Source organism: Providencia sp. PROV116, from assembly GCF_028482485.1.
Classification (GTDB): domain Bacteria; phylum Pseudomonadota; class Gammaproteobacteria; order Enterobacterales; family Enterobacteriaceae; genus Providencia; species Providencia rettgeri.
The window spans coordinates 45,881-68,823 of sequence record NZ_JAMPQO010000018.1; the positions used below are offsets into that span (position 1 = coordinate 45,881).

Sequence of the window (22,943 nt, forward strand, 5' to 3'; positions counted from 1 at the left end):
AGATCATTAATTAATCTTCAAATCGTTTTTCAATACCTAATCTTCTTAATGTCAGAATCAACAGACCACCGATAAAGGCGACTAAAGCGATAAAATAGAGCCCTGCACGGGCAGACTCAAAGGTGGTTTCAGCCCACACTCTTAAGTTTGGTGCCACAAAGCCACCTAAGTTACCCACAGAGTTAATCAGGGCGATCCCTGATGCTGCAGCGGTACCGCCTAAGTATGCAGATGGGAAGCTCCAATACAGAGGTTGCATAGCTAAGTGGCCTGCTGCTGCGACACATAACGCAATAATGGCAATAACTGGAATGCTATCGAATAAACCAGAAACAGCGATCCCTGCAGCCCCTAACATAAAGGTAATGGCAGCAACTTTACGGCGTTCTTTTAGACGTTCTGAAATACGAGGAACGTAGTAAACTGCAATGGCTGCACACAGTGGTGGTATGGCGGTGACAAAGCCTACAAGTATGCCGACTTTACTGCCTAATAACGTACCAATTTGGGTTGGTAAGAAGAAATAAATACCATAACCACAGACTTGAACGGTAAACCAAATCAGACACAGGTAGAGAACACGCATATCTAATAATGCTCTCAGGGCGCCTTTTGGACTATGACCTGCTTTGGCATCTTCTTCCAAGGCTAATTTAGCGGAAAGTGCATTTTTTTCCTCAGCTGTCAGCCATTTGGCTTTTTCTGGGCGGTCATCAAGGTAAAAGAATACCCAAATCCCGACAATAGATGCCAATAAGCCTTCTACGACAAACATTAACTGCCAGCCGTATAAACCGAAGGCAAATGAAGTTCCTTCTAGCGACAGGAGTGAGCCTGATAATGGGCCCCCAATGATAAATGCCAGTGGTGCACCAAATAAGAAGTAGCCTGTCACCCGTGCACGGATATTTTGTGGGAACCAGAAGGTTAAATACAAAATAACCCCCGGAAAGAAGCCAGCTTCACTGACACCAAGCAAGAAGCGCAGCACAATAAAGGTGGTTTCATCATGGGCAAACATCATGGCGGCAGAGACTAGCCCCCATGTGACCATAATGCGCGATAGCCATACTCGGGCACCAATGCGGTACAGTAGAATATTACTTGGTACCTCAAACAATGCGTAGCCGATAAAAAAGATCCCTGCGCCAAATGCGTATGCAGCGTCACTTAACCCAGTCGTTAACTGAAACTCTTGTTTTGCGAAACCAATATTAGAACGGTCTAAATAAGCTAATATGAACATTAATACCACCATTGGTATTATTTTTCGTATTGCTTTGCTGGTAGCCGATGATAAATGATCCGTATTGGTGGACATGGTTCACCCCAGTTTTTTGTAAGATAGTAATGTTATCTATTCATTTTTATTATGTGTTTAGCCCGCCGCTGAATAACCAGCAGAGTAGAGTATAGAGCTAAAATACTCGCCATACTTCAAGTTGCAGTGTTGTTGGCTGCATCATGAATTATTTAGAGTGTAAATAAGTAATTTAAAATGAATAATTCTTGTTATTAATTTCCCTTTTTCATGTTGTTAGAAATGAAATATTGAAAAAGGGAATGATCATTATTTCACGTTAAATTTAGCTAATGCTTCAGGTTTTAACGTTGTACCTGCCCCAGGCGCGGTTGGTGTGGTATAAACACCATCAATAACTTCGACCGGGTCAACAAAGCAGTCCAGTGTCCAAGGAATGAATTCTAGTAAAGAGCAGGCTGGATGCGCCATGACCAGATGCAATTGTGCCTGCATCATATCGCCATGGTGTGGTGTCACCGGTAAATTAAAGGCCATACCTAAATCAGCAATTTCCCATACTGCTGTTAAACCACCACAGCGTGTGGCGTCAGGTTGTAAGTAATCAACGGCACCTGCCAAGACAAATTCCTTAAACGAATCATTGTGATAAAGTAATTCACCTAATGCGATAGGTGTGTCCATATAAGCGGCAAGTTGTTTATGGCTGGCGACATCATCATGCCACAACGGCTCTTCAAACCACTTAATATTAAAATCATTTAAACGGTGGCCATATTGCTTGGCTATACTGATATCCCACTTACCATTCGCATCTACCATTAAGTCGATATCATCGCCAATTGCGTGGCGAACCGCTTCAATACGTTGTAGATCTTCGCGTGGGTCTGGTTTGCCAATCTTCATTTTTATTGCTTTGAAGCCTTCTTCGAAGATCATTTTTTTACAATCATCGACTAAGTCTTCTTGGCTACGCACTAACCAACCGCAGTCGGTGTTATAGGCGTTAACTTTATTGTGTTTTGAACCGCCAAACAGTTGCCATAACGGCTGATCTGCGGCTTTAGCTTTGAGATCCCAAAGGGCGATGTCGATGGCAGAAATTGCCATTTGCATTAAACCACCGCGACCAACCCAAATATTGGTTGAGCTGCGAGTGAGTTTTCGATGCAAATAACGTACTTCTGTTGGGTCTTCACCGAGTAACATTGGACCGAAAACATCTTCAATAATGGTGGTGATTAACCGGTCGGTAGTGATATCGGCGTGTGTTCCGGTGTGGCCATAGCCGACTAACCCACATTCTGTTTTGATCATGACACCCGGCATTCCCCAATGGGTAATACTGTGAGTTGAGTCACCAATTAGGTCATTAGTGACAGGTACGTGCATGATAAAAGTACTAATTTCTTTTATTTTCATTGTTGTTCCCAGGTGTTGTAAGGTGGTTGAATGCCAATCTAGCAGTGGGAAATGGATTAAACTGTCAAATGATTTACAGATTGTGCCTTGATGGCGCCTTTTACTGATAAATATGAGCTAGATCTCTTTATTTTGTATGATAGATCACGATGGAATATCTAAATTGGTATAACAACTTAAGGGGTTAAGATAACAACCATACATTTTAAGTATTATTTTTCGTGATAATAATGAGAGTGGGACAATAAAAATTTTTATTGGGGTATGGGGTTCAATCTAGAGTAGGTTTAGAATAATTGCGGAAACCCAGCGTTATAGCGGATGAAAAATGTCTAAACGATTACTTTTATTACTGTGTATTTTATTTACGAGCTATCTCCCTCAATCTATGGCTTCTGAAATCGTCAATAATACAGATGATTGGCAGTTGGCAGACATCCCTCCCAAGCTAATTCAAACAAAACAGCCTGAAATTATTTTTGCGATGATTGCTGGAGAAATGCGCGCTGTCGCAGAACTGAACGCAGAACACGGGTTTTACGCTTATTCTCCCTCAGGGGATTATTGTGCGATGCAGTTTGGCAATGACTACGCATTTGTGAAAACGATATCATTTTCTAACAAAAAGCCGCGCTATGTACCTGAAGTAGATAGGCTAAATGACTTACAAAATCCCATTTATGATTATTTAGTCACACACCAAAAAGCAGCGGTATACAACTCAACTCAAAGTAATCGTAAGCAAATAGCCTCTTTATGGGAAAACCTGCGTTATCCTGTGTTAGCGCGAATGATTAAAACGGATAAAACAGGTGAAAAAACGGCATGGTTAACCATTCGTATTGGGGATAGGCTAGGCTATGTGCGTTTAGATGATGTTTCGTTGGATAAAGGCATTCCGATTTTAACTTATCACCATATTCTCAAAGACAATGAAAATAAGCATTTTCGTGAAACATCCACCACGACATCGGTGGAAGCATTTCGCGAACAAATGAATTATTTAAAACAAGCGGGCTATCAAACCCTTTCGCTTGCTGATGTGGAAGATTATTTAAATAAATCTGCAAATCTACCGGGTAAGGCTGTTGTGTTGACATTTGACGATGGTTTAAAGTCAGTTTATCGCTATGCATTACCGATTTTAAGGCATAACCGCCAGCAAGCAACGCTGTTTATTATTTCTTCCCGGATTAAAACGCAGCCACAAAAATGGTCAGCGGATGGCTTACAATTTATGAGTAAGCAAGAAATTAAAGATAGCCGAGACGTTTTTAACATCCAATCTCATACTCACTTTTTGCATCGTTTAGATAACCATAATTCACCAATTTTATTTAGCCGGAAAGAACATACCATTATGTTGGACTTTAAACGGTCGATGAAAATTTTGAGTCGCTTCGAACCGGAACAACGCTATTTAGCCTATCCTTTTGGTGGATATAACTCCGCAGCGATGGACGCGGGGGGAAAAGCTGGCTTACATTTAGCACTGACAACCATTCAAGGAAAAGTCAAATTAGGGGATAACCCATTTGCCCTCAAACGTTTGTATGCTTTTCGGACTGACCCATTAGAGAAATTTGCTCAGATGGTTGGAAATAGTGAAAAAAGCGTAATAAATCAAAATATTATTATCGATAGATAATCAATATAGCGAAGTAAGCACTGGGGTGTTTGGCTCAGTGTTCATCCGCTTGCTTACCCTTTCCCATTTCTTTTAAAAACTTCTGTTGGTAAATAAACAATTCTTTCGCGCTAATACAATGATAATCCATCGAAAACTGCTTGGCAGTTTGCTCAATGATTTTAGCAAGGGCAGGGTAATGGCGGTGGTTCCAATTGGGAAATAAATGGTGTGTAAGATGTAAGTTTAATCCACCTAACCAATAAGTTAACCAACGAGGTGTAGTTTGCCAATCATAAGTGGTTGAAAAAGTGTGAGTATAAAAACCATGCGGCATATTGCCTTCTTTGGGGGGCGTATAAAAAGTCGCTTTCGCCCAATGGGTGCCAAGTATCAATACAACAAATATAAGAGAGGCTAACATTTGGCTAAATAAGTAAGTGAGTAGCAAGATCGCTAAACTGATATCAGTGATAACAAAAGCGGGTATGACTATCGCCACAATCAAATGCAGTAACTTAGCCAATAAAAATGCTCCAATACCACGACGGCCTTGATGGCGCATATGAGGGGCGACGCGCGTCAAATGAAATCTATCCATCCAATCAAAGAACCAAATGAGTGCAGGGAAAGTCATTGCGGCAATTAATGGCCAATACAGATGCTGAGCCCGCATAAACGGGTACCAGCGCTGATAAGGCGTTTGCCGTAAGACAAAATTTTCTTCGATATCTAAATCATAATGGCGAATATTGGTGTGAGCGTGGTGAAAAATAATATGCCTGACGCGCCAGCATTCAGGATCTAAGCCCAACGGAATAGTGACCCAAAAATTGAGCCAATAGTTGGCTTTGGCCTGCTTGAAAATTGCATTATGGGAAGCATCGTGAACGAGATTAATGGCTAATAATAATGCGAAACAGATAAACAGAGGGTAAAAAATAAAAAATGCCCAAGACGTGTTAGCGCATAATGCTATGCCGTAACTGCCTAGGCAGCACAAAATTAAAACTAGACTTTTTAAATAAAAACGTAAGTCAGCGAACCGATGATCAGCACGCTGTTGTAAATAGTGTTTAGCGGCCATGTTCAATGCTTTTTGGAACGCTTGATCATGGCGGTGTTGGTAGCCTAGTGGCCTTAGCGGCTCAGGGAACATCTCGCACCTGTATGGGTTTTCGGCCTATACCAAGTAACATTAACAAACTATGCAGCCATAGTGCACTGGTAAAAATAACCCAAAACGGGGTTGTCCATTGCCAAATAAATAAAATACAAATTAGTAGCAAGCAAGCGATGAAAAACCAGCTCATCAGGCCAATTTTACGTCCATCTGAAATACCCGATAGAGCTACGGTACCTAAGGCTAATAAGATAAATAAAACCACTTGCTGTTGGGTTGTACCTTGATAACCATAACCATAAATATAGACGTAACCAATAACCAAGCTAAATAGGAGAAGTGTTCCCATTACTAATGCGATTTGGTTTACGCGAAATAATGGTGCGGGTTTTGCTTTGGGTTGGCTACGGCGTTTAATGATACGCCAAAAAGGTAAGTTGCTGTCAATAAACGGGTTTTCAGAAGCGGGAGCGCCTTTGATACCAAAATGGTGTTCAGTTTCAGGTAACTTGGAAAATGTGCCAAACAGTTTGTCCCAAAAAATAAAACTGCCCCCGAAATTGCGATTGGAATAATGCCCTTCTTTCACATGGTGAACTCTATGGTGCTGTGGCGTTAGCATAAATTTCTCCAACCAACCCAAACGCGGGATCAGCGCACTGTGGTTAAAGAATTGAATAGTATAGTGCAATATTGAAACGGTGATAAACACCTCTAAGGGAATCCCCATTAGTGCCAGTAGCATAAAGAATGGGATTGATGTCAGTGATGAATACCACGAATTACGCACTCCTAATGATAGGTTATAGTGCTCCCCTTGGTGATGAACCACATGAACGGCCCATAGAACACGGTAGGTATGGTGCAAGCGGTGTAGCCAGTAAAAACCAAAGTCCCAAGCAAAAATCGCAAACACCCACACCAGTGCGGTTGGCCAGTTTTCAACGAGGTTGAATGAGTAGTGGGTCACGACAAAGCCGTAACAAAAAATTTCTAACCCTCTAAATAACCACAACATAATATGGCCAGAGTTCAGGTTGAACACCAATTCTTGCCAGCTAACGGTTCCTTTTTGCGTTTTGGCGATCACTAAACCTTCTGCGACCACGACCGCTAACATGAAAACAATCGGAAAGGTTAATTCATTCATCAGTGTTTCTCTTTAAGACAAATTTCGCTGTGTGAACAATCAGTAATGCACCACAAGCGGTGAGTGCACCAGTAACCACATCAATAACTAAATGGCGCTTTAGCACCAATACCGAGGTACAAATAGCAATCGCCCAAATAACGGCTAAAACCGTGCGAAATTTTTGTTGTGTTGACCATAATGCATTGAGCACGATGAGAGTCAATGAGACATGTAGAGAAGGTAATAAATTTTGTGGGCTATCAATATTAATCAAAGCAGACAAAGCCTGCCCAGATAAGGCCAATAAATCGTAGTCGTGGTACAGCATAGTCGTGGGGTACCACAAATAGACTGCCCCAGAAACCAGCGCACAGAGCTGCATGGCATACATGAGTGAGTAAGCTTTTTTTAGAGGGCTGAGAAAATACCCAAGTGGGATAAACAGAAAAAAGGAGAGATAAAGCCAGATGGCATCGGGTGAAAATGGGACGGCATTATCCAGCTCACTGGGTGATAAAACATGAGCTTGCCCAGTCACTTGCCCGGTATATTGATAAACAATGCCAACGGTTCCCCAACCGAGTAGGCAATAGATAAAGCGAGTGAATAATTCTCTGCTATTCATTTCGCTTCCTTACGGGTTATACGTCGCTTTTTAACGGAGAGTGTTTGTGTAATAGTGGCAGTGGATAATTGCCAATCTAATTGAGAAATATCAACATGTTGGTTTGTAAAATAGCGTGTTAGCTGTTGCTGGCAGAGAGATAGCTCTGTAGGAGAACATTCAGCCTGTAAATATAATGCGTTGCCTTGCTGGGTTAAGCGAAAGTCAGCAGTAACAGGCAAGTGATTCACAATCACCCGCGCGCAGGGATCTGCAAAAATAGTCACCATTTTGCCGTTATAGCCCGGAAGTTGAAGCAAATCATCACAGCGACCCTCAATACGTTCAATCGCCATTTCAGGAGAGCCACAAGGGCAAGGTGTATTTTTCACCACTAAAACATCATCGAGTTGATAACGTACGATAGGCTGTGTTTTGCGCGTAAAGTCCGTGATAATGGGTGAAAAGCGGTCATTATCAAGCCAATTAGGTTCAATATGCACAAAAGCTTCATTTAAATGCATAGTACCATGAGAACAACTACAGCCTAAAAACCCTTCTGTTGCTTGATAAACTTCCCCTACATGGGGAAAGCAACGCTGTAATTTTTGTTTGTCATGAGGTTCTAGTACTTCAGCGACGGAAATCACTTTTTGTACATTTAATTGAATTTTCTGCTGGCTGATGGCGTCAGCAATCGTACATAACACTTGGGCTGGCGCAACGATAATCGAAGGCTGATATTGTTCAAGAGCGCTGAGTTGCAGGTCAAAATCCGAGAAAAGGTCATAAAACCGCAGTGAAATCCAACGGTTATTGACACTTTCATACAGGTTATTATTGGCGCGTAAAAACAGAGCAACACGCTCACCATTAAACAGGCCTTGGGGTAACATTTTAGCTAACATACTGCCAGACCAGACATTTTGTTCTTCTGGGCTGACAACGAAAAGGCCTCGACGGCCCGAAGTTCCAGAGGATAACCCGACACTGTAGCGCCCCACTTTAGGGGCAAAATCCCGAGATTGCTCACTTTTTTGCGCACATTCTAGAAGTGTTTGGCTTAACAGCCCGGCGGTATTCATCTCATCAAAATTATCCATCATGATTTGTTTATTCATTATGGGGAAATTAGATAATGTCTGATTGATATACCGCTGAAAATAGGGGCTTTTCGCTAATACTTTGCGTTTAAAATGCGCTAAACGTTTTTGTTGATAAGCTTCCAGTTCGCCACGGTTACGAAACGTTAAATGACGAGCTCGCCAGTAATGCCAAAGCATCGAAAGGATCACAATAAATCCCCTTCGTGGCACAGTTGGATAACCACATTGCGCTTATCAATTTCATGTAATTTATTTAGTGTTTCATAATAAGCCTGCTTATCATCCATAATGATATTGGCAATTGCCATAGGGCCACGCAATTCTCGGTAATTTGTGGGAGACCATGCTGCGTCACCTGCGAGCAATATCCAGCCTGAGTTAGTTAGTACACACAAACCAATATGCCCAGCGGCATGCCCAGGGAGCGGGACAATGAGTAAGGTTTTCTGCTGATTAACTGCATAGCCTTCGCCTAAAATTTGCAATTCATTTGGTAGCGCCACCTTGGGGAAACCTTCATAAAATACAGTGCGTTGTTCGAAGTCATCTGGTAATAGTCCACTGACAAAGGCATTTTTCAATGCAGCAAACCCAGTCAAAGGGCGTGTTTTAGCCCAGCCATCCCCCGAACAAATAATGGGGATGCTAGGGAAGTCACGTAGCCCAGCGATATGGTCACCATGGAAATGAGATAAAATCACACCATTGATATCATTAGGTTTTAGGCCATCATTAGCCAATTGATTGACAAGGGCATCTTTGCTTTCGAAATACACTGGAGTGACTGCTCGATATAGCCGCATAATGCCATGGCGCGTATGATCATAAAAATGAGTGGCATACCCGGTATCAAACAACCAACATTGGTGTTCATCCTCTATCAGCCATGCCCTTGCTGGAAATTTACAAGATTTAAAACTGGCGCCTTTTAACGCGACACAGCCCGGATGTGTGCAATAACCCACTTCATATTGATGAATAGTTAGCATGGGTTCTCCTGTTTTTTCAGCCATTTTGCGGTCAAATGAACACCTTGTTGCATACTATATAAAGGATAGTAGCCCAGCTCTTGCTGTGCCTTTTGGTTATCTAATGTCATGGTGAAATAGGCTGCACCGAGGCTATAGCGTGTGAGTAATGGCTCTTTTCCCGTTAAACGGCCAATGACTTCTAATAGACTGGCAATAGCATACAGCAAAGGGTAAGGGGCTGAACGAATTTCGCACTCTAAATTAAGTTCATTAAACAATTGATTTAATGTCTTTTTTAGTGCTTGTGGCTGTTGGTTGGTAATATTGTAAATGGCTCCGTTAGGGAGTGTTTCTTTGAACGTCGCCAGCTGCATGCTGTGAACCACATTTCCCACATAGGTGAGGTCAAAATGGTTATTTCCCCCATTAGGTAACACCAGTTTTCCCTTGCGTGATTTTATTTGGGTGAGCAAACGCGGTAGCAAAACACGATCATGAGGACCAAATAAGCCACGAGGGCGCAAAATAGTATAACGAGTTGCCGGAAATTGACTAACGCATTGCTCGATCATGGTTTCGGCTAAATACTTTGTTCTGGCATATTGGTTAGCGAAATGTTTATTAACCGTGGACTCGTGAATATTTTGCTGGTGGGTGAAATTAAAATAAATGGCAGGGGTGGAAATATGGATAAAGCGTGAGATTTTTGCTTCCCCTGCTGCGATAGCCAATATTTGAGTGGCGTGAACATTTGTTTTTTCAAAATCTTGGCGTTTTCCCCAAGGCGAAGAAAGGGCGGCGCAATGCCAAATAGCATCACAACCCGCCATGAGCATTTTCGCTTCTTCAACGGTGAGTTCAGCTAATTCAACAGCAATAAATGTTGCACCTAATTGACTTAGTTGTTCTCCTGCTTGTTGGTTTCGCCCACAAGCGACCACATCAATGCCTCTTTCAAGTAAGTACTCACTAGCATTGCGTCCCAGGCCACTTGTTGCGCCTGTTACCAATATTTTCATGGCACTAATACCATGGCGCACAGCGCTAACCCAGCAGCAGTACCGATTAACATGGCACTGGGTTTTTCATAGAAACGTTCTGTAATAATGGCTTCATGTAATGCAGAAGGGATGGAGGCCGCAACCTGATTCCCTCGATGTTTATAGATATCGACTAATTGTTCCGTTGTTACCCCGACACGTTGGCGCATATGCTCTAAAGAAAGGTGACTCGCTTGGTGTGGGATCACGGTACCAATTTGCTTGAGCTGTAAACCCGATTCATTGAAAACCTGTTGCATAAAACCTTCAATCAAAGAAGACGCGAGGCGAAACAATTTTTTCCCTTGCATGTGGAACAGAAAGTCATCATCGGTCATACCCGAGCGCGGATTGCATCTTGTACCACCTGCGCGAATTTCACAAAAATCAATGCCTGCAGTATGTGTGGTGTGGGTATAAGAAATAATTCCGCTATTTCCATCTCCTTTTTCCACGACAACACAAGCAGCACCGTCCCCAAAAATCAGTGATGACTCTTTATCCCGCCAGTCAATACCGCGCGAGGCGATATCCGCAGAAACAATCACAATGCGTTGATAAGCGCTGGTGGCTAATAGCCCCGCTGCAATCTGTAACGCAGTGATAAAGCTGATACAACTTGAATTGATATCAAAGCAGGCAATTCCTTGGTTTAAATTCGATTGCTCAAGGATATGCGCTGCTGAACACGGTAGCGCTTGCACTGGGATAGCAGAGGCATTAATCAACATATCAATACTGTTTGGTGGGATATGGTTCGCCTGCAATGCATTTTGAATCGCCTGGGCGGCTAAAAGGGCTTGTGAATCAGTATGACTTGCATGGAAGCGATATTCGATGCCTGAATGCTTTTCGACAAACCCTTTTGGTTTATTTAACTTTTCATCCAGCATGGACGAGAGAATTTTATGCTCAGGAAGTGCCACACCAGAAGCGATAATTTTAAGGGGAGTTATTGACTGGTTACCAGACATATCAATATGTGCCTATCTTACGATGATAATGATAATAAATATCAGAGTTCAAATGTTTAATATATAGGAATTACGGAGTTATTCTGATTCACTCTCTCTTGAGAATGCTCCATAAACTTCATCAATTAATTCATGGATGGTGTTTTGCCATAATTTAGGTAATGAAGCCTGCCATACCACATCAATCCGCCATTGGGCATGTTCACAATGTTGAATCGGAATAAAACGTATGTCTTTTGAGCTGATATTTTTTGCACTATAGGGTAAGAGGCTCACACCAACCTCAGCGGCGACGAGTGCAATTAATGTTTGAATATCATTTGCTTCCTGAGAAGGCGTAATTAATAAGCTTTCATATTTTAGGTAGCGCTGAATTTGTTGATGAAGCTTTGAGCCACGTTCTGCGCGTAACAATAATAAAGGAAAATGAGTTAGATATTCCTTAACTGATAATCGAGACGCCGATTTTTGTGCGACGGCTAAAGCAAGTACTTCAAATTTTAATGCTTTGCTCACTAAGCTATCTGTGTTTTTAAATGCAAATTGGCGAGTAAAAGCAATATGCAATTCATGAGTTTGTAGCTGTTTCTCCATTTCGTGAGAAGGCATGTCATCCAGCTGAATTGGAATATCAGGGAGTTTTTCACGCAGCCGTGCAACAAATAAGGACGCTTCGTGAAATGTTGATATGCCAAATCCGACAGTTAGTTTTACAGGAGGTTGTTCTCGAAGTATTGCGGATTGACGTAAAAGCTCAGTAGTGTGAGCAAGCACTTGCTGTGCATAGGGAAATAGTATTTTACCGTGTGGAGTCAATACAGCGCCATGACGTCCACGCTCAAACAGAGTCATCTCTAGTTGTTTTTCAAGTAATTGAATTTGTTTCGTTAAGGCTGGCTGGCTAATATATAAACGTGATGAAGCTTCGCGATAATTTTTTGTTTCTGCAAGAACGATAAATGCGCGGAGTAGTCGAGTATCCATGATGGTTAGCCAGTTCCTAATAGTAGAAGACGCCATAGTATTTGTATTATGAATGCTATGGCGTGTCATTGACTTTAGCTATTATGGCTTTTCTTTATGATAAGGGGAATTCTGTTCCGCAAAGCGAACACTACGAATATCGGTTTCATAACCCAGAGTTTCAGTCATAATGCGGTATAATTCAGGTCTTCTACCTGTAAGCCAACGCCGCCCATTCGAGGTAGGAAGCAAACTAAGGTCAAGATCTGCAATGACCACATCATCCTCAACCAATAAACTCTCTTTGACAATTCGGCCATAGGGGTCTATCACCATTGCATTACCTGTGCGAATTTCATCATCATCTAGGCCAACGCCATTACTAAACAGATAAAAAACGCCATTATCGTGAGCTCTTGAAGGTAACCAGCGCATTAGCCATCCTCGCCCATTTTCACCTTGGCATGACTCCAATAGTGCTTGGGGGTTCTGTTTTCTATTTTCCCAGAGACTAAGGTTGAGTGGTTTCATTCCATAAGGGCTACTCGAATGAGTTCCACCGGTTTGGTGGGGAGCAAGAATAATATCTGCGCCAAGTAGTGCGTTTATGCGTGGGTTTTCAATTAAGTTATTATCCCAACAAATTAAAATACCAACTTTTACCCCCCATGGTGTATCGAATACCGTGTAACTATCTCCACTATGAATGGCAGGATGTTCAAACGCATGCAATTTACGGTGAGCATGGTATTGTCCATTTGGCATGCAAGCGACCCAAGTATTGTAGCATTTGCCATCTAACCCTTTTTCAATCAATCCAACACCAATAATCATGTCTAATTCAATCGCACGTTGGCGGATCAATGCTAATGAAGGGCTATCGTGTAAGGTTTCACTCAATGCATAAACGGCGTCATCTGGTAGCTTCGGCACGTGCCAATAACCGGTGATACACATTTCGGGTAACACCAGTATTTTCACTTTTTGTTGTGCAGCTTGAGTAATAAAGTCATGGATACGTTCTAAATTATAGGTTTTGTCGCTAGGACGGTGTTGGAACTGTACAGTTGCAACACGAAGCTGTGATTGTGTTGGCATCATTTTGATCTCCTTGGTTTAAGGAGATCAAACCATGTTGTTCAAACAAAAAATAATGAGTTATTTTCTTATTCAATAACGGTTAGTTATTGAATAAAGCTTTAAGAACACTTAAAAATAGTTTTTTTATACGCAAATTAACGTAAAAAGATAGATTTGCATTATATTATACGAAATAAAACCTCACATTAAGCGTGATACTCTTATATTATCTATCTTTATTTAAAGGGCATCTGTGTCAATTATTCTTCAATAAATACTCTTATTTAGTGAATTAGGTATGCAAGTAGTCCTTATTCTCCGAATTAAAAGCATAAATTTAACCTAAGCTATATGAGCAAAATACAATATTCACATGCCTCCTTCTTGTCGTTTTGACTATTTTCTTGGGAAAAGGCGAGGTAAAACACTTGTTTTACTCGTTTTATTATGCCTGAAGCTATAATTATTATGTTTTATTTTTGTTATATTTCATTTTTATCCTATAAGTCTGCAATATACTTTTGTGATTTGTTACAATTGGAAATAAATGTAACACATTGTTATTTAAGGGGTATTTTTGTTGTGGTCTGTTGGTTTTTACTCAATATGAGGGTTATTGAAGGTTATCAATATTGATATTACTCTTATTACGGATAATTTGTTTTACTTGTGAGTAGATCGTGGCCATTAAAAAAAAATCACCATTTTTTATATTCTAAACTCTTATTGCGAGTAAGCAAAAACCTCTGTTAATTTAATTAAAATAAATAATAAAAATAAAAAAACCATTGGCAGTTGTTTTTTTGAAGCAAACATTAAAAATGTAAAAAATAAATTAATATATAAAAAATAAGTATATAAAAATACTTATTAATCAATGAATACCATATTAAATTAACGATAAATGCCTCGGTTATATTATTGATTAAAGTTCATCCATATTTTCTGTTATTACCATTGTTGATGGTAATAAATTATTTTTCTTTAAAATCAATTTGTTATGCTGGATTAAATCATTTTTACTAATATAGTAACTAATATGAATAATGTGTTTTTTATCTTATAAGATAATTAAAACTAAAATAATGAAATATTGATAGGTTTCAATGGCTTTAATTTATTCTATTGATCGTTACAAACAGTTTTACTTTTATATGTTGAAAACTATAATTAACTCAAATTTCGTGTTTTAATTAGTTTGTTCTACTTTGATTTGGTTGTATAAGCAGTACAGTTTATTATGTTAAAGGTTTTGATTTGTAATATAATTTAGCCATTTAATATTTTAGGTTATTTTGGGCTATTGTTGATGATAAATGTAAATCGGATAGTAGGTAGAGAGATTAGAAAAAGAAGAAAGCACTTAGGGCTTTCTGGTATTGAATTAGCGAATCTTGTTGGTGTAAGTCAGCAACAAATTTCACGCTATGAAAGAGGTGAGTGCAATATCAATATTGAAAATTTGCACGTGCTTGCTAATGCGTTAGAAACTGAAATGATTTGTTTTTTTATCGATGATGTTTTTATCAATAAAGAAAATAATTAATTTAAAATATTAAGAATAATCTAATTATAAATCGAAATTAATAAGATAATTATAAATAATATGTTTTAAAATTAATAAAACATCTAATCTAATAAAGATATAGCGTTTTTATTTTTCTTAATAAAAACCTAATCTTTATGTTTTTTATCATTAAATTCTCAGCAAATAGATATCAACTTAATAATTTATTGATTATTAGGTGATTGGTACGTATGTCGTCTTTTTATAGGAAAATATAAATGAAATTAACTAAAATTGCATTAGCTACAATTATCGCTTCTTCATTCGGTATTGCAAACGCAGCACCTGTAGATCAAGGAAGTGGTATCATCAATTTTACTGGTAAAGTTATTAATGCACCTTGCTCAATCCCAGGTGACGGTACAATTAACGTTGACCTTGGCCAAGTTGCAAATAAAGTATTAGAAACTGGTAACAAATATAGCCAAAGCGTTCAATACAATATCCAGTTAGAAAACTGTGATTTAGGTGAAGTTAAAGATTCTAGCGATGTAGTTGTCTTCCCTGCAGTTAGCAAAGTTAAAGTAACTTTCACGGGTACTCCAGATACTACAGCTAAAGAATTACTGGCAAACACTGGTACTTCTAAAGGTGTTGGTGTTCGTTTAATCAACGCTGATGGTGCAACAATGAAAGTTGGTGACACCAGTGTTGAGCTGCCATTAGCGGATGGTCCAAATAAATTAGCATTCAGTGCACGTGTTGAAGCAAATGGTAGTAAAGTTGAAACTGGTAGCATCATTTCTCAAGCAACTTATGCTTTAAACTACCTGTAATTTTTTATTTAAAATAACAGGCATATATTTGCCTGTTATTTTCCTTTCTTAGCTTTTATTTTTTGACAGGGAACATCATGTCTCTATTGCCTCAGTTTAAAATAAATAAAATATTATTTTCGATTGCGTTGGCATTTTCCGTTTCGGGAATATCAAATGCAGTGGAATTTAATATGAATATTATTGATGCTAAGGACAGAGATAATATTGATTTGAGTCAATTTTCAAACCCTGACTTTATTCCTGCCGGCGAATATCTAACGGATATTACATTAAATGGTAGAAAACTATCAGGGCAGTATTTAATTAAGTTCATTGAAGAGAGTAAAGATACTTCAACACTCTGTGTTACACCAGAGATGGTAAATATTTTTGCATTAAAAAAGAAGATAAAGGAAGAGCTTCTGCAAAATAATAATGGCCAGTGTGTTGAACTATCTAAAAATTTAGATATTAGTTATCGCTTTGATAAAGCGAATCAAAATATCTTATTTTCTATTCCTCAAGCTTGGCTTGAATACGATGATCCGTATTGGGTTCCACCTTCCCAATGGGAAAATGGGATTATGGGAGCATTTCTCGACTATAACCTGTTTGCTAATTATTCTGCGCCTAAAAATAACAGTGAAACATTCAGTGGTAGTAGTAACGGTACCGCTGGCGTTAACTTAGGTGCTTGGCGTTTCCGTGCGGACTATCAATATCAATATAATCGTTCTCAAGGTAAAACGAATGAACGGTTTGATTGGACTCAGTTATATGCCTTTCGTGCTTTGCCTCAAATGGGGGCAAAGGTTTTACTTGGTGAGTCTTATTTGAAGACTGATTTATTTGATAGTTTTCGCTTTATAGGGGCGTCTATTTTTAGTGATAATCGGATGCTTCCGCCTTCACTGCGTGGTTATGCACCTCAGGTTACGGGTATCGCTAAAACAAATGCGATGGTGATTATTTCACAGAATGGGCGTGTGATTAAGCAAGTTAAAGTCGCTCCCGGGCCATTTAATGTTCAAGATATTACCGAAGCAGTACAAGGTACTTTAGATGTAACTATTGAGGAAGAAGACGGTTCAAAAACCACTTATCAAGTAACAGCAGCATCGTTGCCGTTTTTAACCCGTCAGGGGCAGCTGCTTTATAAATTTACCATGGGGCAATCTGACCCATTTGGCCGCTCACAGAAAATTGACCCTAAATTTATTGTCGGGGAAGTCTCCTATGGTTTATTTGGTAACACATCAATTTTCGGCGGGTTAATTGCCACGGTCGATAATAACAATTATCAAGCGATGAACTTGGGAATAGGGCAAAACATGAATATGTTTGGTGCTATTTCCCTTGATATTACTCGTACCCATGCAAATTTAGATAATTTTGGCTCTTATTCAGGTAACAGCTACCGTTTAAATTATTCTAAACGTTTTGAATCTACCAATTCGCAGGTGACATTTGCAGGCTATAAGTTTTCTGAAAAAGAATTCTTAACAATGCCTCAATACATTGATGCAGCTAATGGTGTGCTTGATTTTAGGCGTGACAAAAACGTCTATACCGCGTCTTTTAATCAATACATTAGCCCATTGGATTTAACGGTTTATTTTAATGCCTCTCATCGTCAATTTTGGAATAGCGAATCGACAACAAACTTTGGGATGAGCTTTAGTAAGTTATTCAGTATTGGGCAAATTAAAAATATTTCCGGCACATTATCTCTTAATAAAATTAAATATGAAGAGACGGATGATAACCAAATTTATCTGTCTTTCTCCGTGCCACTCGAAAACGGGGCTTCAGTGAGTTATGACGCACAATATGCAGATAGTGACCATAGCTTTGGCCAGTCAGTGGGTTATTACAGTGCAAATGAGAATAACAACTACTGGAGTATGCGTGTGGGCGGTGACCAGCACAAACTTGGGCGTGCAGAGCCAAATATCAGTGGTAGTTATCAATATTCATCGCCTTATGGCGTGTTAAATGTTAATGCGACAGAAAATGTGAATTCATATCGCGCTGTCGGCGGTAGTTGGTATGGCTCCATGACTGCAACAAAATACGGTGCGGCCATGCACCGTAACGGGACTAACAACGAACCTCGGGTAATGATTGATAGTGATAATGTCGCAGGAATTTCTATTGATAATGGAGAATCTGTCACGAACCGATTTGGTATTGGTGTTGCGACAAGTTTAAATAGTTTTTCTAATTCAGATGTTTACATTGATATGAATACATTACCTGATGATGTGGATGTCAATGACAACATTATTGGTAAAACATTGACTGAGGGCTCAATTGGTTATCAGAGAATAAAAGCGAACCAAGGAAAACGTATTCTAGCAATTATCCGTTTGAATAATGGAAATTATCCACCGCTTGGTACCAGTGTGATTGAAGTAGGCACAGGAAGAGAAGTCGGAATTATTGCTGATAGTGGCGTTGCTTATTTAACGGGTGTGGTTCCAGAAGAAAGCTACATAGTGAAATGGGCCGCTGGCGCAAACCAATGTAGTTTGAATTTACCTAATATTGCCGAAAAAAATCAGGGTAAAGTCCTGATCCCTTGCCAATAAAGGAATGATGTATGAGTAAAAAGTATGTAGTAGCTTTAGGATTTTCATTAGTTTTTGTCGGCATGCAAGTTGCGTCTGCTGCGATTAATATCGACCGTACACGGATTATTTTTCCAGGCAAAGATAAATCAATGAGTTTGGTTATTAACAACCAAAGTAAAACAATGCCCTACTTAGCTCAATCTTGGATGGAAGACGAAAAAGGGAATAAGATTTCTGAACCTTTTACCGTTTTACCTCCAATGCAACGTGTCGAACCGAATGCTAAAAACCAGATAAAAATTATTAAAACGGAGGGAATTGACGCTCTTCCACAAGATAGAGAATCGCTGTTCTATTTAAATGTGCGCGAAATTCCCCCTGTTGCAGATAAGGAAAATGTTGTCCAGATTGCGATTCAAAGTCGTCTAAAAATGTTTTATCGTCCACCTCAAATCGAAAATAATAGCGACAAAGTATGGGCTAAAGAGCTGAAATATACACATACAGGTGGGCAATTATTAATTGAAAATCCAACTAAATATTACGTGACTCTTGGTTACCTGAGTAATACCAACCAGAAAAACTTTCCTGGTTTTGAAAGTGTCATGATAGCCCCGTTTTCTAAAGAAAGTGTCCCCGTGCCATCAAGCAGTTTTAATCAGTTATATACCGGGTATATGGATGATTACGGTGGTATGAAAATGTTGACTTACCAATGCGCTGCATCAACCTGCCAGTTGTCAAAAGAGAGCCAATAGGATTTTAGATATGAGAAATTGCTACTTTTCAATATGTCTTTTTATGCTATCGCTATGCACCAGCCAAGCTTATGCAGATAGTAGCATGATGAGAGGTGATCTTAATTTTACGGGAAATGTGGTGGCATTGCCTTGTAAGATTTCATTTTACTCGATAGATCAAAATATTGAATTAGGGCCAATATCTCTGAATTACTTTAATGAAATTGGGGACAGAAGCCCTAAGCATGAAATCAAATTGAAATTTGATGACTGCATTTTCCCAAAACGTGATCGCGATGATAGAGATCCGGTTGTCCGGATCATGTTTATTTCAGAGCCAACTGAAAGTACAGACCGCAATTTATTTGGTGGTAAAACCATTCTAAATGGCTATGGCATTCGTTTAATGGACAAAGATGGCAATATTGTTCCTAATGGAGAATACCGCAGTTATCCCATCTATTTTGATGATAACCAGCAAATTACGATTTATTCCATGCTAGAGAGTTATCTGCCAAGAAATGAATTAACAGTGGGTAATATTAAAACGCAAATTACCTTAAATATTACTTACATATAAGGTGTATAAATCATGATACACACGTTTATTCAAAAATATGGTTTTTATATTTTATTTCTGTTCGTTTTTATTAGCCCAAAAACATTTGCTTTAGATTGTGTTGAAGCTGGGACTGGAGTCGTCATTAAACCTGCGGTACCGGTTGGGCAATTAGCGATTCCTTCAGATACACCTGCGGGAACGGTTATTTGGCAATCTGACCCATTAACAGTCACTGTTTATTGCGATAACGTACTCGGTAATATGGTTGACGTTGTTCATATGTATTTTAACCCGACATCACAAAAATTAGGGACAGGATTACTACTTGGAGCTAACTACCAAGGTGAACAACTTGAGCGTGATAAACAAAAAGTCAGCTTGGGAACACCGCCAATTAGTGGCAAGCAAAGCGTTACTGTGACTGTCACATTTAATTTATATATTAAGGTAACAGGTACGGTCCCGCCGTCTGGGAATTATGAAGGTGATAACCAATTTACGGTTTTCCAATTTGATGGGAGCGGGGGGATCAATACGACACCGGGAGCGAAAAACTTACGCTATTCGATATCTGGGTTACGAGGGATTCGTTTCTTAAAATGTGGTGCGGATATTAAAGTTTTCCCAGAATCACAGCAAATTGATTTTGGCCAGTTAATGATCACAGAATTGAATCAAGGGAAAGAATTTAAAAAAGATTTTCAAGTTCAAGCAGTGAAAAGAGGTTGTCTTGATAACTTCTCGATGAATATCAATTTTGAAACAACCGATCCATTAAATGGCGAATATGCGATTGATTTGAAAAATGGAACCAATTTGACAATTATGGATGATAAAAGTAATCAGATAAAATTCAATTACTTCCAATTTTTCGGCAGTTTACCGCAAGGAAGCACATCAGTAACGCGTGATTATAGTGCAACCATTAAAAAGGCAGGAACGGTGAAAACGGGAGGATTTAACGCCTCAACCATTGTTCGAATTAACTATTATTGATGTTAGTTATGCATTGATGTGAGTGATAATAAAAGAGCGGGTTTTTGGCCTGCTCTTTTACTATGTAACTGTATGACTATGTAACATAATCATACAGGCTAACGAAAGTTAGCGCATTCCATTGCGCTAGAGTGGCAAATATTACTTAACGCATTTACTGCAAGTCTCATTTTGGACTTGTTCAAAGAAGTTATTGCCCTTGTCATCAACGAGAATGAATGCTGGCAGCCCTTCAACTTCCATTTTCCAAATTGCTTCCATGCCTAATTCTGGGTACTCAAGGCAATTTAAGCTTTTCACATATTCTTGCGCCAGTATTGCTGCTGAACCACCAATACTACCTAAGTAGAAACCGCCGTGTTTCTTACATGCATCGGTTACCGCTTGAGTTCGGTTGCCTTTCGCCAACATTATCATGCTACCACCGTGGGATTGGAACAGGTCAACGTAGGGGTCCATTCGGTTACCCGTTGTTGGGCCTAAAGAACCAGAAACCATATCTTCCGGTTTTTTGGCTGGCCCTGCGTAATAGACCATGTGGTCTTTAAAGTATTGTGGTAATTCTTCGCCGTTATCTAAACGTTCTTTAAGCTTGGTATGCGCAATATCTCGAGCGATGATCAGTGGGCCACTGAGGGAAACACGGGTCGATACAGGGTGTTTACTTAGCTCAGCCAAAATATCTTTCATTGGACGGTTGAGGTCGATATGCACCACTTTTCCTTCAGCTTGGTGACGCATAGATTCAGGAATGTATTGGGCTGGGTTATGCTCCATTTTTTCAAGCCATAAACCGCTTTTGGTGATTTTAGCCTTAATATTTCGGTCAGCCGAGCACGAAATGGCTAAACCGATTGGGCAAGAGGCGCCATGACGAGGTAAACGAATAACACGCACATCGTGAGCAAAATATTTACCACCAAATTGGGCGCCAAAGCCAAGATGACGTGACGCTTCTAATAACTCATTTTCTAGCTCAATATCACGGAAAGCTCGGCCATATTCATTACCCGTGGTTGGCAGATTGTCGTAGTATTTCGCTGAGGCGAGTTTGGCTGTTTTCAGTGTTGTTTCCGCAGAGGTGCCACCGATAACGAAAGCAATATGATAAGGTGGACAAGCTGTTGTTCCTAAATTTCTCATTTTTTCAATTAAGAAATTTTTTAACTTAGCTGGTGTTAAGGTTGCTTTTGTTTCTTGATAAAGTGCTGATTTATTTGCAGAACCGCCGCCTTTATTGACAAACAGGAAGTGATACTCATCACCAGTGGTCGCAAAAATGTCAAACTGCGCTGGCAGGTTTGTACCTGTATTGACTTCATTAAACATATCTAGCGGTGCATTTTGCGAAAAACGCAGGTTTTCGTGTTGGAAGACGTTGTAAATCCCTCGTGACAGGTACTCTTCGTCATCACAGTCTGTCCAAACTTGTTGGCCTTTTTTCCCAACAACCGCAACGGTGCCGGTATCTTGGCAGTTTGGCAAAATACCTTTTGCAGAAATTTCAGCATTACGAAGTAATTGCAATGCCACATATTTGTCGTTTTCGCTGGCTTCTGGGTCTTGTAAGATAGCAGCGACTTGTTTTTGGTGCGCAGCCCTTAAAAAAAACTGGGATTCATAAATTGCATGTTCCGCAAGAAGAGTTAATGCTTCAGGTTCAATCTTTAAAATTTGCTTGCCTGCAAATTGTTCTACAGAAACATATTTATCAGAGACTTGGAAATACTCGGTTTTATCCTCAGATAATGGATAAGGTTCTTGGTAAAAAAACGCTTTATTGGCCATTTTGCTCACTCACATATTAATTTCAGTGGAATTTCCAAAAATAATCACCCGTAGGTTTATGCTTATTCTTTAATTGGTTTAACTCGAAAGATACAAAGTAAAATTTATAGGTGTAATAATGAAACAAAAATTACAAAATAAGTCACTAAAAGTTACAGTTTAGCTTGAAATTATATCAATTTGATTATTATATTCAAAGGGATGCAAAGGATAATATGATGTTGGTTAAATTTATTGAGATAAAAAACAAGGATTAATAAAAATTAGATTTAAATCACATAATAATATTATTAACTACGACTTTAATTATTTGTTATAGATGTTGCCAGTTATTAGCTTTTTTCATGTGTAATCACGATATATATCTAGCAGATATAATCATCATAAAAACTTGAATTAAAGCTTATATCATTCAATACATGAATTAAAAATTTAAAATTAATAAAAACTATTAATTCCATAATTATTATTATTTTTATTATGAATCATTTTAACTCTATGAATTTAATTGGATTTGACTTAAGTTTTACCTTCCGATTTTTCATGTAAATCTATAGATATAGACAGACTGATTCTATAGATCGCTATGTCGCTTATTTTTCTAAAAAATCTGTTTTATTTATTGATAATTCATAATGAAAGGCAAACGAAGTTGC

19 protein-coding genes are annotated in these 22,943 nt (G+C 39.2%); 7 read left to right on the forward strand and 12 right to left on the reverse strand.

Translation table 11 applies throughout. The features are described 5' to 3' along the window. Positions 1–10: 10 nt before the first annotated feature. Both PSE72_RS12880 and PSE72_RS12885 read right to left on the reverse strand, forming a co-directional pair. Complete coding sequence (locus PSE72_RS12880; RefSeq protein WP_042851501.1) at positions 11–1,321, reverse strand: MFS transporter; 1,311 nt, start codon at positions 1,319–1,321, stop codon at positions 11–13. A gap of 249 nt (positions 1,322–1,570) precedes the next feature. Then, on the reverse strand, positions 1,571–2,683 hold the full coding sequence (locus tag PSE72_RS12885; protein WP_004907900.1) for a mandelate racemase/muconate lactonizing enzyme family protein: 1,113 nt from the start codon (positions 2,681–2,683) through the stop codon (positions 1,571–1,573). A 328-nt stretch (positions 2,684–3,011) separates the two neighbouring features. On the opposite strand from PSE72_RS12885, the gene PSE72_RS12890 reads away from it, so the two are divergent. After that, the gene (locus PSE72_RS12890) at positions 3,012–4,331 is read left to right on the forward strand and encodes a polysaccharide deacetylase family protein (RefSeq protein WP_115168006.1); all 1,320 of its coding nucleotides are present in this window, start codon (positions 3,012–3,014) and stop codon (positions 4,329–4,331) included. Between the two features lie 34 nt (positions 4,332–4,365). Here the strand turns inward: PSE72_RS12890 and PSE72_RS12895 are convergent, their stop codons facing one another. From PSE72_RS12895 to PSE72_RS12935, 9 genes are all read right to left on the reverse strand, one after another. Beyond that, positions 4,366–5,469, reverse strand: a complete 1,104-nt coding sequence (locus PSE72_RS12895) for a fatty acid desaturase family protein (protein WP_110731644.1) — start codon at positions 5,467–5,469, stop codon at positions 4,366–4,368. Continuing rightward, complete coding sequence (locus tag PSE72_RS12900; RefSeq protein WP_115168005.1) at positions 5,459–6,583, reverse strand: sterol desaturase family protein; 1,125 nt, start codon at positions 6,581–6,583, stop codon at positions 5,459–5,461. The genes PSE72_RS12895 and PSE72_RS12900 overlap by 11 nt, the downstream gene beginning before the upstream one ends. Then, positions 6,576–7,190, reverse strand: coding sequence for a phosphatase PAP2 family protein (locus tag PSE72_RS12905; RefSeq protein WP_110731645.1), 615 nt, complete (start codon positions 7,188–7,190; stop codon positions 6,576–6,578). Before PSE72_RS12905 ends, PSE72_RS12900 begins: the two co-directional genes overlap by 8 nt. Beyond that, positions 7,187–8,467, reverse strand: coding sequence for a F390 synthetase-related protein (locus PSE72_RS12910; RefSeq protein WP_198641754.1), 1,281 nt, complete (start codon positions 8,465–8,467; stop codon positions 7,187–7,189). Before PSE72_RS12910 ends, PSE72_RS12905 begins: the two co-directional genes overlap by 4 nt. Then, entirely contained in the window at positions 8,461–9,264 is an 804-nt protein-coding gene (locus tag PSE72_RS12915; RefSeq protein ID WP_115168004.1) for an MBL fold metallo-hydrolase, read from the reverse strand. The genes PSE72_RS12910 and PSE72_RS12915 overlap by 7 nt, the downstream gene beginning before the upstream one ends. Continuing rightward, a complete protein-coding gene (locus tag PSE72_RS12920) occupies positions 9,258–10,265 on the reverse strand; it encodes an NAD-dependent epimerase/dehydratase family protein (protein WP_115168003.1) in 1,008 nt (335 codons plus the stop codon). The genes PSE72_RS12915 and PSE72_RS12920 overlap by 7 nt, the downstream gene beginning before the upstream one ends. After that, complete coding sequence (locus tag PSE72_RS12925; RefSeq protein WP_198641674.1) at positions 10,262–11,260, reverse strand: 3-oxoacyl-[acyl-carrier-protein] synthase III C-terminal domain-containing protein; 999 nt, start codon at positions 11,258–11,260, stop codon at positions 10,262–10,264. The genes PSE72_RS12920 and PSE72_RS12925 overlap by 4 nt, the downstream gene beginning before the upstream one ends. 78 nt (positions 11,261–11,338) lie before the next feature. Further along, positions 11,339–12,244, reverse strand: a complete 906-nt coding sequence (locus PSE72_RS12930) for a LysR family transcriptional regulator (protein ID WP_109912654.1) — start codon at positions 12,242–12,244, stop codon at positions 11,339–11,341. 81 nt (positions 12,245–12,325) lie between these two features. Then, entirely contained in the window at positions 12,326–13,321 is a 996-nt protein-coding gene (locus PSE72_RS12935) for a nitrilase family protein (RefSeq protein ID WP_115168322.1), read from the reverse strand. A 1,291-nt stretch (positions 13,322–14,612) separates the two neighbouring features. On the opposite strand from PSE72_RS12935, the gene PSE72_RS12940 reads away from it, so the two are divergent. The 6 genes from PSE72_RS12940 (at position 14,613) to PSE72_RS12965 (ending at position 20,499) form a co-directional block, all read left to right on the forward strand. Continuing rightward, the gene (locus tag PSE72_RS12940) at positions 14,613–14,849 is read left to right on the forward strand and encodes a helix-turn-helix domain-containing protein (protein WP_004907928.1); all 237 of its coding nucleotides are present in this window, start codon (positions 14,613–14,615) and stop codon (positions 14,847–14,849) included. 239 nt (positions 14,850–15,088) lie between these two features. Continuing rightward, entirely contained in the window at positions 15,089–15,646 is a 558-nt protein-coding gene (locus PSE72_RS12945) for a fimbrial protein (protein WP_004907930.1), read from the forward strand. Positions 15,647–15,723: 77 nt separating this feature from the next. Continuing rightward, positions 15,724–18,219, forward strand: coding sequence for a fimbria/pilus outer membrane usher protein (locus PSE72_RS12950; protein ID WP_004907932.1), 2,496 nt, complete (start codon positions 15,724–15,726; stop codon positions 18,217–18,219). A gap of 11 nt (positions 18,220–18,230) precedes the next feature. After that, positions 18,231–18,959 (forward strand): fimbrial biogenesis chaperone, encoded by a 729-nt coding sequence (locus PSE72_RS12955; protein ID WP_004907935.1) that lies wholly within the window; start codon positions 18,231–18,233, stop codon positions 18,957–18,959. An 85-nt stretch (positions 18,960–19,044) separates the two neighbouring features. Continuing rightward, a complete protein-coding gene (locus tag PSE72_RS12960) occupies positions 19,045–19,521 on the forward strand; it encodes a fimbrial protein (RefSeq protein WP_004907936.1) in 477 nt (158 codons plus the stop codon). Positions 19,522–19,533: 12 nt separating this feature from the next. Beyond that, positions 19,534–20,499, forward strand: a complete 966-nt coding sequence (locus tag PSE72_RS12965) for a fimbrial protein (protein WP_109912652.1) — start codon at positions 19,534–19,536, stop codon at positions 20,497–20,499. A gap of 141 nt (positions 20,500–20,640) precedes the next feature. Here the strand turns inward: PSE72_RS12965 and PSE72_RS12970 are convergent, their stop codons facing one another. Further along, on the reverse strand, positions 20,641–22,287 hold the full coding sequence (locus PSE72_RS12970) for a fumarate hydratase (protein WP_109912651.1): 1,647 nt from the start codon (positions 22,285–22,287) through the stop codon (positions 20,641–20,643). Positions 22,288–22,943: the final 656 nt, after the last annotated feature.